This is a genomic window from Sphingomonas sp. PL-96, assembly GCF_020707215.1.
GTDB lineage: Bacteria > Pseudomonadota > Alphaproteobacteria > Sphingomonadales > Sphingomonadaceae > Sphingomonas.
In genome coordinates this window covers 1-13,551 of sequence record NZ_JAJFET010000018.1, presented here as the reverse complement: position 1 = coordinate 13,551, position 13,551 = coordinate 1, and the positions used below count along the sequence as shown (strand labels likewise).

Annotated in this window: 11 protein-coding genes; 2 read left to right on the top strand and 9 right to left on the bottom strand. The window is 68.8% G+C overall.

What is annotated here, in order from left to right; genetic code table 11:
* Window positions 1-1,253: ATP-binding protein (locus LK533_RS17695; RefSeq protein WP_229364398.1), on the top strand; the 1,253-nt coding region annotated here is incomplete at its 5' end.
* A gap of 349 nt (window positions 1,254-1,602) precedes the next feature.
* Here the strand turns inward: LK533_RS17695 and LK533_RS17690 are convergent.
* The 5 genes from LK533_RS17690 to LK533_RS17670 all read right to left on the bottom strand — a co-directional run bounded on the left by LK533_RS17690 (window position 1,603) and on the right by LK533_RS17670 (window position 7,049).
* Window positions 1,603-3,417 carry a DUF885 domain-containing protein gene (locus tag LK533_RS17690; RefSeq protein ID WP_420705886.1) on the bottom strand — a complete coding sequence of 605 codons (1,815 nt, stop codon included), beginning with the start codon at window positions 3,415-3,417 and terminating at the stop codon, window positions 1,603-1,605.
* A 74-nt stretch (window positions 3,418-3,491) separates the two neighbouring features.
* The gene (locus LK533_RS17685; protein ID WP_229364396.1) at window positions 3,492-5,339 is read right to left on the bottom strand and encodes a M61 family metallopeptidase; all 1,848 of its coding nucleotides are present in this window, start codon (window positions 5,337-5,339) and stop codon (window positions 3,492-3,494) included.
* 11 nt (window positions 5,340-5,350) lie between these two features.
* Window positions 5,351-5,593, bottom strand: coding sequence for a DUF6894 family protein (locus tag LK533_RS17680; RefSeq protein ID WP_229364395.1), 243 nt, complete (start codon window positions 5,591-5,593; stop codon window positions 5,351-5,353).
* 84 nt (window positions 5,594-5,677) lie between these two features.
* Window positions 5,678-6,397 (bottom strand): Crp/Fnr family transcriptional regulator, encoded by a 720-nt coding sequence (locus tag LK533_RS17675; protein WP_229364394.1) that lies wholly within the window; start codon window positions 6,395-6,397, stop codon window positions 5,678-5,680.
* A 469-nt stretch (window positions 6,398-6,866) separates the two neighbouring features.
* Entirely contained in the window at window positions 6,867-7,049 is a 183-nt protein-coding gene (locus LK533_RS17670) for a hypothetical protein (RefSeq protein ID WP_229364393.1), read from the bottom strand.
* A 177-nt stretch (window positions 7,050-7,226) separates the two neighbouring features.
* Between LK533_RS17670 and LK533_RS17665 the strand changes: the two genes are divergently transcribed.
* Window positions 7,227-7,574: an excalibur calcium-binding domain-containing protein gene (locus tag LK533_RS17665; protein ID WP_229364392.1), complete on the top strand. Its 348-nt coding sequence runs from the start codon at window positions 7,227-7,229 to the stop codon at window positions 7,572-7,574.
* 125 nt (window positions 7,575-7,699) lie between these two features.
* Here LK533_RS17665 and LK533_RS17660 read toward each other — a convergent pair whose 3' ends face one another.
* The 4 genes from LK533_RS17660 to dnaK form a co-directional block, all read right to left on the bottom strand.
* Window positions 7,700-8,377, bottom strand: coding sequence for a hypothetical protein (locus tag LK533_RS17660; RefSeq protein ID WP_229364391.1), 678 nt, complete (start codon window positions 8,375-8,377; stop codon window positions 7,700-7,702).
* 144 nt (window positions 8,378-8,521) lie between these two features.
* A complete protein-coding gene (locus tag LK533_RS17655) occupies window positions 8,522-9,763 on the bottom strand; it encodes a hypothetical protein (protein WP_229364390.1) in 1,242 nt (413 codons plus the stop codon).
* 382 nt (window positions 9,764-10,145) lie between these two features.
* Window positions 10,146-11,264, bottom strand: a complete 1,119-nt coding sequence (gene dnaJ / locus LK533_RS17650; protein ID WP_229364389.1) for a molecular chaperone DnaJ — start codon at window positions 11,262-11,264, stop codon at window positions 10,146-10,148.
* A 109-nt stretch (window positions 11,265-11,373) separates the two neighbouring features.
* Window positions 11,374-13,278: a molecular chaperone DnaK gene (gene dnaK, locus LK533_RS17645; protein WP_229364388.1), complete on the bottom strand. Its 1,905-nt coding sequence runs from the start codon at window positions 13,276-13,278 to the stop codon at window positions 11,374-11,376.
* Between the last annotated feature and the right edge of the window lie 273 nt (window positions 13,279-13,551).

Sequence of the window (13,551 nt, the reverse complement as noted above, 5' to 3'; positions counted from 1 at the left end):
TCCCCGAACGACCCGCGCCAGAAGCCGCGCAGCCCCCCGCCGAAGACGCCCGCCAGGCGGGCCAACGCCTCGCCCCCATCCTCGCCCAGACCCGTCCCGCCACGCTCGCCTCGATCCTGCTGCTCGACCGCGAGGGCCGCATCGTCACCGGCACCACCGCCCGCGGCAGCTACGTGGCCCTTCCCGAAGTCGCCGCCGCGCTCGCCGGCACCTCCGCCACCACGCTCCGCCGCAACGCTGCCTATCGCGCGGTCTATCGCTTCGAATGGCTGTCGCGCGCCGCGGCGCTGCGCGTCCACCACGCCCGCCCAGTGCTGGTGAACGGCCGCGTCGTCGGCGTGCTGCTCCTGTCGCGCTCGGCGCGCGCGCTGTTCGTCGGCCTGTACGAGGATCGCGGCAAGATCGCGTTCGGCGTGCTCGCGATCCTGGGCGCGCTGGTCGGGCTGTCGGGCCTGCTCTCGCGCGGCATCGCCAGGCCCATCGACGCGCTGCGCCAAGCCGCGCGCGGCGTCGCCGCCGGCCAGGGCGCGGTGCCGCCGGTGCCGCCCACCGCCGCGCTCGAGATCCAGGACCTCTATCGCGACTTCGCCGTCATGGCCGCCGCGATCGACACCCGCTCGCGCTACCTGCGCGACTTCGCCCATGCCGTCAGCCATGAGTTCAAGACGCCGCTCGCCGCCATCCGCGGCGCGATCGAGCTGCTCCAGGACCATGCCGAAGATATGGCGCCGGAGGACCGCCGCCGCTTCCTCGCCAATGTCGATGCCGACGCGACACGGCTGACGCTGCTCGTCTCCCGCCTGCTCGAACTCGCCCGCGCAGACATGACGCTGGCGAGCGACGGTGTCGCCGACGTGGTCGCGGTGACCCGCCGGCTGCGCGGCAAGGACCTGGCCGTCACCGTGGCCACCGATCGCGAACCGGTCCGCGCCGCCGTGCCCGCGCCCACGCTGGAGGCGGTGCTCACCACCCTCCTCGAAAACAGCCGCCAGGCCGGCGCCACCGCCGTCACCATCGCCATCACCCCCGGCCGCACCGTCATCCTCACCGTGTCCGACAACGGCAGCGGCATCCCCCACGCCGACCGAGCCCGCATCTTCGAGCCCTTCTTCACCTCCCGCCGCGCCCGCGGCGGCACCGGCCTGGGCCTCCCCATCGCCCGCTCGCTGCTGGCAGCCGCGGGAGGGACGCTGGACCTGATGGACGCCCCCGCCGGCACCAGCTTCCGCCTGACCCTCCCCGCGGCCGACTAGCCGCCCGCCCCTTATTCAGCCGTGCTCCTGCGGAGGCAGGAGCCCAGGGCGTCATACGCCGCCAGCGGTTGTTCTGCTTGGCCCTGGATCCCTGCCTGCGCAGGGATACGGCAGGTCTGGAAGCGGCTGTCGCACCGCATGCAGAGGTCCCGAAAGCAGGAGCACGAACGGCCCACCCCCGCTAGGCCGCCCCATCCCGCTTGTTTCGAATAGCCGTCGAGCTTGTCGAGACGACGTATCGAGAAATCGGCTGCGGCTCTCTCGACACGGGCGCTCGACAAGCGCGATCCCTGCTTGAGACTAACGGGGAGGGATCAGACGTCCAAACCCCCTCGCAAACTAGCGGCCCCTACCCCCGCTTCGCCGCGATATACCGCGACACCTGCTCGTCCAGCACGTCCAGCGGCAGCGCGCCCTGGCTCAGCACCGCTTCGTGAAAGTCGCGAATGTCGAACCGGTCGCCAAGCTCGCGTTCGGCCCGCCGGCGCAGCTCGGTGATCTTCAGCTGCCCGACCATGTAGCTGGTCGCCTGCCCCGGCCAGTTGAAGTACCGGTCCACCTCGCGCGCGATGTCGGTGTCGGACACCGAACTGTTCGCCTTGAAATAGGCGATCGCCCGCTCGCGGTCCCAGCGCTTGGCGTGGATGCCGGTGTCCAGCACCAGCCGGATCGCCCGCCACACCTGCAGCGACAGCATGCCGAACCGCGCATAGGGGTCCTTGTACACCCCCATCTCGTCCGCCAGCCGCTCCGAATACAGCCCCCAGCCCTCGGTATAGGCGCCATAGCCGCCGAACTTGCGGAACTTGGGAATGCCGGTCAGCTCCTGCTGCCGCGCGATCTGGAAATGGTGGCCGGGCGCGCCTTCGTGCGATGCGATGGCGGCGACCTGCACCTTCTGCGTCTGGTTCATGTCGACCAGGTTCACGTAATAGATGCCCGGCCGCGACCCGTCGGCCGAAGGCCGGTTGTAGAAGGCGGTGGAGGCGGTCCCCTCCCGCCATTTCTCCACCGCGCGCACTTCCAGCGGCGCCTTGGGCAGCTCCCGGAAATAGCGCGGCGCCACCGCCATCACCGACGCGATCACCGCGCGCGCATCGCCCAGATACGCCTCGCGTCCCGCCTCCGTGTTGGGATATTTGAACTTGGGATCGCTGCGGATGTGGTCGAAGAACTGCTCCAGCGTGCCGGTGAACCCGACCTGCTGCTTCACCGCCTCCATTTCCTTGCGGATCGCCGCCACCTGCGCCAGGCCCAGCGCATGGACCTGCTCGGCGGTCATGTCGGTGGTGGTCGAATTCTTCAGCCGGTCGGCATAATAGGCCGCGCCGTTCGGCAGGCTCCACGCGCCGAAATTGCCCTTCGACTGGGGCTCGATCGCATCCAACGCCGCCAGCAGCACGCCATAGCCCTGGCGGAACGGCCCGGTCAGCGCCGCCTGCGCGTCCGCCAGCAGCGTGTCCTTGGTCGCCGCCGGTGCGTCGAGCGCCGCGACCTTTTTCCGGAAATCGGCCATCAGCGTGGAATCCGGCCCGCTGTCGAACGGCGCCCCGGTGATGACCTTTTGCGCGTCGGCCCGCGCCGGTGCGAAATTGACCTGGTTGGGGACGATCCCGGCCGCCGCCTGCTCGCGCATGGTCGCTGCCACCTCGCGCATCACCCGCTCGGTGTCGCGTAGCCGAGCGATATAGGCGCGCGCGTCGGCGACCGTGTCCACCTTGTGGTTGTTGATCAGCAGCACCGGGATCGAGCCCGCCGGACTGCCGTTGGTGGAAACCGGAAAGCGCAGGCGGCGGAACTGGAACGAGGCCCGCGCCCGCTCGGTGTCGGACTCGAACAGGCGATAGCTCACCCGCGCGCTGTCGCTCAGCTGCTCGGGCCGGAAGCGCGCGCGCATGTCCTTCAGCTGCTGCTCGGCCAGCGCCATCCGCCGCACCGACAGCGCGTCGGTATAGTCGTCGAGCCGGTCATAGTTGGTCTTCAGCCCCAGATGGGTCTGCATCTCCGGGCTCAACGCCACCTGCGCGTCGAACGCCGCGTCCAGAAACGCGTTGAGCGCCGCGTCCTGGGTCGCGGGGGCCACCTGCGCCACCGGCGGCGCGGCCGCCTGGATCAACGGAACGGCCGGCACCAGCAGCAGCATCCACGCCCGTCGCATCATCATTCCCCCCTTGGTCGATGCCCGCACTGTCGCGCGGCCACCGGCCGGAGGCAAGCGCCGCGGAGGGCCCGCCCGCGTCAGTCGCGCGGCGCCAGGATCTCCGCCAGTCGCGGCCGCGCGCCTTGGATCGGCTCCAGATGCGGATAGCGATGCCCTTCCGACCAGCCGATCGCGACCTCCCGCTCGCGCGTCCCCACCCGCACCCGCAGCCGCACGTCCTCGCCCTTGGCCACAGCGTTGCGCAGCACGTCCGGCGCAAACGCCTCGTCCGCCACTTCCAGGATCGTCGCCCCGGTGGTCAGCCCCGCCTCGAACGCCGGCCCTTCCCACAGCACTTCCTGCAGCTTGCCGTCGTTCCCCACGGTCAGCCCCAGCGAGAACATCAGGTTGACGTTGCCCGCGACCTTTTCCGAATTCACCCAGTACGCACTCGGCTCCGCGCGATAGACCAGCCGCACGCCACCCCGCTCCAGCCCCTCCAGCGGCGCGCCCGTGTGCCGTCCCTCGATCCGGTCGCGGAAGAATCCGACCCAGTCGAACGGCGCCAGCGCCTCCAGCGCCGCCACCACCTCGTCGAACACATAGGTCCGGGTCGTGCAGGTCCCGGCTTCCTCCGCCGCAAAGAAGCCCCGCGCGAAATCGTCCAGCGAGCGCGTGTCGCCCGACAGCTCCCGAATGCGCGTGTCGACGTCCAGCCACACCAGCGCGCCTTCGGAGTAATAATCCTCGCTGCGCTGCCAGCTCGCCCAGGGGAGCGTCGCGCGGGCGGCGATGATCGGGTCGCGCGTCGTGTCGCTCATCGGCCGCCAGCGGCTGCCCGCGCGCGCCGCATGGGTGGCGGCGGTCAGCGCCATCGCCCCCATCGCCCATTCCGGCGTCCACAGCCCGGATCGCGCGCACAGCACCCGGTCCCAATATTGGGTCTGGCCCTCGTACACCCACATCAGGCTGTTGCGGATCGGCCGGTCGAAGCTCGGCGTCCAGCTGTCCTCGCCCCGCCGGTGCTTGCCGTTCCAGGCATGGATGAACTCGTGCGGGATGGTGTCGCGCCGCGAGAATGTCTCGTCCCACTCGGTGAAATAGCTCGGCAGCGTCACCGCCTCGCACGACCGGTGGTGCTCTACGCCGATGCTGCCGATCTCGTCACTCAGCGCAAACAGCACCTCATAGCGGTCGAACGGCGGCGCCCCGAACAGCTTCTCCGCCTGCTCGACCACCCCGCGATGCGGCGCGAATTTTTCCGGCGTCAACGCGATCTGCTCCGGACGATCGGCAAAGATCGCCAGGTGCACCGCTTCGGCATCGTCCAGCGCCACCCGCTTGTGATTCCGCCCGGCAAACACCGGCGAGTCCACCAGCACGTCGAGCGGCGCGGTCTCATAGGCAAGCGCACCGTCCTCCCGGCCCGTCACCGCCAGCGCGCACGCCTGTTCCCACCCGTCCGGCAACGTCAGCCGCGCGTCCACCTCGATCCGCCGGCTGTAATAGCCCGCCGGGTAGAGCAGCACCGTGTTCCACTGGAGGCTCAGCATCTCCGCCCCCACCACCACGCGCCCCTGCGCGCTGTCGGTCGGCGACAGGAATTGGAAGCACGCCTCCACTTGCCGAACGCCCTCGGGCACGTCGACGTGAAACGCATGGACCTTGGTCGAATGGCGCTTCCACGACAGCGTCTCGCCGCCGCCGCGCACCGTCAGCCCGGCAAACAGCTCGATCGGCGCCTGGGGCGCGTGATAGCCCGGCAGCCATTCCGGAAACAGCAGCGTGAACACGCCCGGCGCCGGCACCGGGATCGTCTCGCGCACCCGAAAGATGCGGCGAGTCACATCGCGCGCATCGACATTCAGGGTGATGCGGCCCGGAAACGCGACGTCCTCGGGTTCCGGCACCGGATGGTCCCGGCCGGTGGTGTCGAATTCGTTCACGGGCTGGGTCCTTACGACATCTGGCGGGCAAGTTCCGCCAGCAGGATCCGCGCGACCGGGGCATTGCCCTCGTCGCGCACGTCCAGATGCGCGCGAAGCTCGCAGGGTTTGCGGCGGACCCGCTGCCGGATCATGCCGCTCCCGATCCGCGCCGCCTCCGCCAGCGCCGCGCCCACGTCCGGGAACTCGCTATGCGTGTTGCGGATCGGGCGGCTCTCGGCCGTGGTGCAAAGATGAAAGGAATATGCAGGCATGCCATTGAAAAGCCCGGGCGGCTGCGGCGTTGCCGACTTCAATCTAGATCAGCACGATTTTCTTGGCCGTGACTTGCCGACCGCTCAGCGCGCGCGCTGCTCCAGGTACAGGTAGCTGGGATTGAACTCGGCGATCCGCTCCAGCAGGGCCCGGTCGCGGATCGTTACGCGCCCGCTGCGGAACTCGACGGCGCCCTGCTCGCGCAGTTCGCGAAGCACCCGGTTCACATGCACCGACGTCAGCCCCAGGCATTCGGAAAGCTCCAGCTGGGTCAGGTCCAGCTGATAGCGGTTGCCCTCCACCAGCCCGACGATCCCCAGCCGCACATGCAGCTCGCAGAACAGGTGCGCCATGCGCGCGATCGCGGTGCGCCGTCCCAGCGACACCTCCCATTCGCGATGCACCGCCGCGTCCAGGTTGGTGGCGAACCAATAGACCCGCGTCAGGTGCGGATGGGCCTCGGTGATGCGCCGCAGATTGTCGTGCGGCACGGTGACGATGCGGCACGGCGTCAGCGTCATGATGTCATGGTCCAGCCGCTTCAGGGTAAAGCTGTGCAGGTCGGCGAAATCGCCCGCCACGTGCAGCTCGGTAACCTGGCGCTGGCCGCTGCGCAGGTCCTTGAAGCGCGCCAGGATCCCGTCGAGCAGCAGCGTGGACTCGCTCAGTTCCTCGTGCGCGCGGATGATGGTGCGGCCGGCCGGGTGGGTGCGCACTTCGCCTAGCGCGCCGCGGATCGCCTGCTCCTCCTCGGCCGACAGCGTATCGCGCGCGCGGATCTTCATTAAATGGCGTTCAATCATGCGCGTGTCCCCGGCAGTCTGCTTGGCGGGCGCGGTGATAGTCGGCGCGTCCCCCGCTCGCCACTTCATTCCAGCCCACGCTGGTCCGGAAACGACAGAGGCGCCCCATCGCTCCGGCGCGTCCTCCGAACGGCAAAGGGCCGCCCATCGCTGGGACGACCCTGCCCCGAACGACAAAGGGCCGCCCCATCGCTGGGACGACCCTACCCCGAACGACAAAGGGCCGCCCCATCGCTGGGACGACCCTACATTGTCAGCCGCGTGAAGCGCGGCGAACCGTCAGAGGCAGTGGACCCCCGAGAAGGCCTTGCTCACTCGACCCGCCATGCGCGGCATATGACAATGAGACATTCGACCACCTCCTTTCAGCTGTTGAACAGTGATCCGGATGTGGGAACCGCGCGCGAAACTTCAAGGCTTCGCAAGGGCTTGACCCACTCCACCTGCCGCAATCCGGCGCGCCTGCCGGTCAGCTTCCGACCTGCTCGACCTGCGTCGCCCCGTCGTGCCCGCCCCAGCCGAACGCGAAATAGACGCCGACGATCGCGACCAGGAACGCGATCACGATATAGGCACCCAGCCACATGGCCGGCTTGCGGGAAGGATCGCGCGGGTCCGTCGCATCGCTTCCGCGTTCGTGTCGATCTTCCATGACTGCTCCTCAAACCTTGGCCGATACAACGCGACAGCGGCGCGATCGGGTGCGTGCCACACAAAATGCTGTCCGAGACACGGGCGCGAATGGCCTCGCCAGCCTGGCAGCGCCAAATCCCTGTGAGGCGCCTACCCCGTTAGCGTCCTGGCAAGCATCGCCCGCCATGCTGCACCGATGGCGAACCGCTACCCTCGTTTCCGGCATGCGCAGGCGAACCCCGACCCCTTCGGCCAGCGCAGCGCGCCTTCCCAAAGGCGAACCTCCTTTGCCGCGACCGTCGTGACCGGCTGCGTCGCGGTGTTTGCCGTCACCTGGATCATCACGCCGGATCTGCACCGCGTCTGGGCGCTCTCCACCCGCACCCCGGCGGAGATCGCGGCTGTCGAGCGGTCGGTTACCTACAGCGGCTGCAACGCCGCACGTGCCGCCGGCGCCGCCCCCATCTACCGCGGCACGCCCGGTTACCGACCGGAGATGGACGGAGACAGCGACGGCATCGCCTGCGAGCCCATCCCCTACTGACGCCGCTCCCCGCCCGCCCCCGCCATCGCGCCTCATGGCCGTTGCAAAGGTCGTGCTCTCCCCATGCTGACGTTCGTCAGGACGGCTCCGAAGCGCCGGGCAACGAAGGGCCGCCGCGGCCTCCGCTACTCGGGTTTTGCGGAGCCCATTGCTTCCGCTATTCCCTTGGCCACCTCGTCCAGCATCGCCTCCGACTGCGCGGCCATCTCCAGGAACTCGGCCTTGGTGGCAGGCGCGTAGTTGCAGCCCACGAACAGGCTGTCGCTGGGGGCGGAAGGCGGCGGCTTCTCGCCGAACGCCCGGGCAAACGCGGCCTCCATCGATCCGCCGGTCGGCTCGAACGCGCCCAGCATCGGCCCGGCTTCGGGATCGACGAAGCGGTAATATTGCTCGGCCACCTTGATCGGCGCGCGCTCCAGCTTCTGCGCCGCGAGGAACGCCGTCGCCTTGCTGCGCGGCAGCAGCGTGAGGACCCAGTCCTTCAGGAAATAGACGGTCGTGACCGGCTCCCCCAGCATCTCGACCGGCTGGGACAGCGTATAGCCGAACAGGCCGATCATGCCCTCGGTTTCCTTGCGCTCGCCGGCGGCGCGCATCCACTCGGGCGGCTTGCCCTCCAGGAACAACGCGGTGGCGAAGGCAACGGCGGCGGGGTGCGACCGGCAGCTCAGCGCATCGCCCAGCGTCGCGGGGGTCAGCGGGACCTCCTCGTCCACGCCCGCCACCGGTTCGGTCTGCGCGGCGGCTGGCACCGCAAGGCCAAGCGAGAGCAGCGGCAGCAACCGCAGAAATGTCGAGGGCATCGGACCATCCTGTGCGGGGAAAACGCGGCAACAGCCCGTTGCCGCGTACCGCGCGAACGTGCCGCCTCCCTGCGCCCGTGTCCATCCGCTCGCGCGCCGCGCACGCTCGACAGCCTCCCCGCGCCCTTCCGCTTCGAGGCGCCGCTACAAGGCCGGGTCGAGATCGAGGCCCAGAAGCTGCCGGCCATAGATTTCGCGGGCCGTGTCATAGTCGGCCCAGGCATGCGACCCCACCATGTTGAGGTCGCACCACAGGCTCGGCAGTGCGCTGCTTTCGTACCACGCGCTTCCGCCGCACGCGCTGAACAGGCGATTGCCGGCCTGGATCGCCATCGAAATGGCAAAGGCCTGGTTCGCGCGCCAGCGGTTCAGGTCGTCCGGTCCGGGCAACCGCCGTCGCTCGCACAGGGCATCCATGGCCGCCCAGTCCTTTTCCAGCAGCGCTCTGGCGGCCTCGATCTGCTGGGTCGATTGCGCCAGGCGCATCGCCGCCGGTGCCCGGCCCGCCGCGTTGGCGCCGGTGTAGGCCCGCACGCGGTCCAGCGTCCAATCGCGATAGACCCACGCCATCTTGCGCGCGATCCCGACCGCAACGGCGGAAAAGGACAGCGAGAATTGCGGCTGCAGCGCCGCGTGAAAGCTCGGCCCCTTGTTGGTGCCAAAGCCTTTGGACAGGCCGAAGTTCATCCCGAACATCGACTCCGTTCGATATTCCGGCACGAACACCGACTCGACGACGAGCATCTTGCTGCCCGTTCCGCGCAGGCCCGCGGTGTGCCAGTTGTCGTGTATCGCGACCGCGCTGCGCGGCACGATGGCGAATTGCGGCTCCGTGGCGTCCCCGCGCACCGGCCGCCGGAACCCGAGCATGAACCATTCCGCATGGTCGCAGCCGCTTGAAAAGCCGAAGCGCCCCGACAGCTGAACCCCGCCGGGCACATTCTCTGCCTTTCCGACCGGCGCCACCGACGACGCGACCAGTGCTTGCGGGTTCCCGGACCAGATTTCCTCCTGCACCACGGGAGAGAACAGCGCGATCGCGTGCGCGTGCTGTGCCAGGATCGCGGCGACCCAGGCGGTGGACGGGCAGGCTTCGGCAAGGTCCACGATCAGCGGGGCAAAGTCGCCGACCCGCAACTCCAGCCCGCCGTAGCGGACGGGCTGCAACGCCTGCATGAACCCGGTCTGCTGGAGCAGCCCGATGGAGGCGGGCGGCACGCATCGGTTGCTGCTGGTCTGCTTGGCTGCAGCGCCGATGTCGGGAAGAACCGCGCACAGCGCGGACCTCAGCTGGTCGAGATCGGCCGCCGTTTCGGCCGTGGGCGCGCGCCCGATGTCGGGTTCACGGCAGCCGTCATCGGCCCGCCGGCTTGCCAGAAGCGCCATGCATCCCCCTGAATCTGATTGCTGCCGAAGAAGCCGGCCAAAGTCCCAAATTACAGATAGTTGGCTTGGGGGCAGGCCGCGTCAGCACGAATACGGATGCACGCCCGACTTCGGCCAGGCGCGCGCGCGGCACGCCTCGTCGGCACTCGATCCAGCCGATGTGCCGGAATTTACGTAGGGCATCGCCCGCCCGCGAAAGGCAGGCCCGATCCCTGGCCCACGCGCCGTTCGGCGCACGGGCAAAGCCGCTATCTGTTCTTCAGGGCAAGCGGACCTGCGGGGCGCAGGCCCCGGGCACGATCCTGCCGCGTGGGTATATACCCGGCCCGCGCTCGCCCGCATTCGGCCAGACCGGCCGCGGCACCGCCGCGGCCGGTCTGCATCAGCCCAGCGCCGCCTTCAGCTTGGCGAAAAAGCCCTGGCTTTCCGGGCATTCGTCGCCCGTCTCGGTCTCGCGGAACGCCTGCAGCAGCTCGCGCTGCTTGGCCGACAGCCGCGTCGGTGTTTCCACCTCGACGCGCACCACCAGGTCGCCAAAGCCGCGGCCCTGCAGCACCGGCATGCCGGCACCCCGCTGGCGCAGCTCGCGACCCGACTGGATGCCCGCCGGGATGCGCACGGTGCGCACCTCGCCGTCGAGCCCCGGGATCTCGATCTCGCCGCCCAGCGCTGCGGTCGTGAAGCTGATCGGCGCGCGCGCATAGAGCGTCGTGCCCTCGCGCTCGAACAGCGGGTGCCGCTTGACGTGCAGGAAGATGTAGAGGTCGCCCGCCGGTGCTCCGCGTGCGCCCGCCTCGCCCTCGCCGGTCAGGCGGATGCGCGTGCCCTCGTCGACGCCCGGCGGCACGTTGACCGACAGCGTCTTGGTCTGCTCGACCCGGCCCTCGCCGTGGCAGGCCGGGCACGGGTCCGCGATCACCTGGCCCGCGCCGTGGCAGGTCGGGCACGCCCGCTCGACCACGAAGAACCCCTGCTGCGCGCGCACCTTGCCGTGGCCGGCGCAGGTGGTGCAGGTCTTGGCCGCCGTCCCCGGCTTGGCGCCGCTGCCGCCGCACGGGCCGCAGGCGCTGGAGACGTCGACCGTGATCTCGGTCGCCTTGCCATGGAACGCCTCGTCCAGCGTGACTTCCATGTCATAGCGCAGGTCGGCGCCGCGGCGCGGTCCGGCACGCCCGCCGCCACGACCGCCGCCCATGAACTCGCCGAACACGCTTTCGAAAATGTCGGAAAAGCCGCCGAAGTCCTGCGCGCCCGCGCCACCGCCGCCGCCCTGGCGGAACGCGGCATGGCCATAGCGGTCATAGGCCGCCCGCTTCTGCGGGTCCTTCAGCACCTCATAGGCTTCGGACACGGCCTTGAACTTGGCCTCGGAATCCTTGCACCCGGCGTTTCTGTCCGGGTGATACTGCATCGCCATCTTGCGATACGCAGACTTGAGCGTCGCGCCATCGGCGGTGCGCTCGCATCCGAGCAGTTCGTAATAGTCGACTTCGGTGCTCATGCCGCTTCCATCTGCCGCCGGTCGCAGCCGGAGACGCCGGCGTGCCCCCTATCGGGCGTACCCCGGCGCAAGAACCGGGGCGCCCCCGCAGGAGCACCCCGGCATCCGCTTACTTCTTGCTGTCGTCGACTTCGGAGAATTCCGCGTCGACCACATCGTCGTCCTGAGCGGCAGCACCGCCCTCGGCACCCGGCGAGGCCTCGGCCTGCTGCTGCTTCTCATAGATCGCCTGGCCCAGCTTCATGGCCACCTGCGCGAGTTCCTGCGCCTTGGTGGTCATCTGGTCCGCGTCGCCGCTTTCCACGGCCGTCTTGGCTTCGGCGATCTTGCCCTCGATCTCGCTCTTCAGGCTCGCGTCGACCTTGTCGCCATTGTCGGCCAGCTGGCGCTCGGTGGTGTGGATCAGGCTCTCGGCGTTGTTCTTCGCCTCGGCCGCCGCACGGCGCTTCTTGTCCTCTTCGGCGAACTGCTCGGCATCACGCACCATCTGGTCGATGTCGTTGTCCGAGAGACCGCCCGAAGCCTGGATGCGGATCTGCTGCTCCTTGCCCGTGCCCTTGTCCTTGGCAGAGACGTTGACGATGCCGTTCGCGTCGATGTCGAAGGTGACCTCGATCTGCGGCACGCCGCGCGGCGCCGGCGGAATGCCGACCAGGTCGAACTGGCCCAGCATCTTGTTGTCGGCCGCCATCTCGCGCTCGCCCTGGAACACGCGGATCGTCACCGCACCCTGGTTGTCGTCGGCCGTCGAATAGACCTGCGACTTCTTGGTCGGGATCGTCGTGTTTCGGTCGATCATCTTGGTCATGATGCCGCCCAGCGTCTCGATGCCCAGCGACAGCGGGGTCACGTCGAGCAGCAGCACGTCCTTGACGTCGCCCTGCAGCACGCCCGCCTGGATCGCGGCACCGATCGCCACGACCTCGTCCGGGTTGACGCCCGTGTGCGGCTCCTTGCCGAAGAAGTCCTTCACGACCTGGCGCACCTTGGGCATGCGGGTCATGCCGCCGACCATCACGACCTCGTCGATCGCGCTCGCCTTCACGCCCGCATCGGCCATCGCCTTGCGCAGCGGCTCCAGCGTGCGCTGGATCAGGTCGTCGACCAGCCGCTCCAGGTCCGCCCGGCCGATCGTCTTCACCAGGTGCTTCGGCCCGTTCTGGTCCGCAGTGATGAAGGGCAGGTTGACCTCGGTCGACTGTGCCGAGGACAGCTCGATCTTCGCCTTCTCGGCCGCTTCCTTCAGCCGCTGCAGCGCCAGCTTGTCCTTGGTGAGGTCGATCCCCTCGGCCTTCTTGAACTCGTCGGCCAGGTACTGGACGATCTTGGAATCGAAGTCCTCGCCGCCCAGGAAGGTGTCGCCGTTGGTGGCCTTCACCTCGAACACGCCGTCGCCGATCTCCAGGATCGAGATGTCGAACGTGCCGCCGCCAAGGTCATAGACCGCGATGGTCTTGTTGTTGTCCTTGTCCAGGCCATACGCCAGCGCCGCCGCGGTCGGCTCGTTGATGATGCGCAGCACTTCCAGCCCGGCGATCTTGCCGGCGTCCTTGGTCGCCTGGCGCTGGGCGTCGTTGAAGTACGCCGGCACCGTGATCACGGCCTGCGTCACCGTCTCGCCCAGATAGCTCTCGGCGGTTTCCTTCATCTTCTGGAGCGTGAAGGCCGAGATCTGCGAAGGCGAATATTCCTCGCCGCCCGCCTTCACCCACGCGTCGCCGTTGGGGCCGCGTGCGATGCTGTACGGCACCAGCTCGGTGTCCTTGCGGGTGACGGGATCGTCGAAGCGGCGGCCGATCAGGCGCTTCACCGCAAAGATCGTGTTGTCGCCGTTGGTGACCGCCTGGCGCTTGGCCGGCTGGCCGATCAGGCGCTCGCCATCCTTGGTGAAGGCGACGATCGACGGCGTCGTGCGCGCGCCCTCGGCGTTCTCGATAACCTTGGGCGTACCGCCTTCCATCACCGCGACGCAGCTGTTGGTGGTACCCAGATCGATCCCGATTACTTTAGCCATATTCCCTCGTAGGCCCCCGGCTGAGTGTCAAACTTGTTGAAAACGCGCCCCCAATGCCGGGCAACGCGTCGTTACGCTGGCGCATATAGGTGGGGTTCCGCTTGCCGCAAGATTTTGCGGAACCTATCCGTTTCGCGGAAAAAAGCTCGCCGGTCCCGCCGATGCCCGGCCCAAGGGGGAAGCCACCATGTCCGCCACCACCGCCGCCCTCGCCCGCTGCGCCCGCCTGGGCCTCCGAGCGCTCCCGCTGCCGGCCCTCCCCCTGCCGGCCCT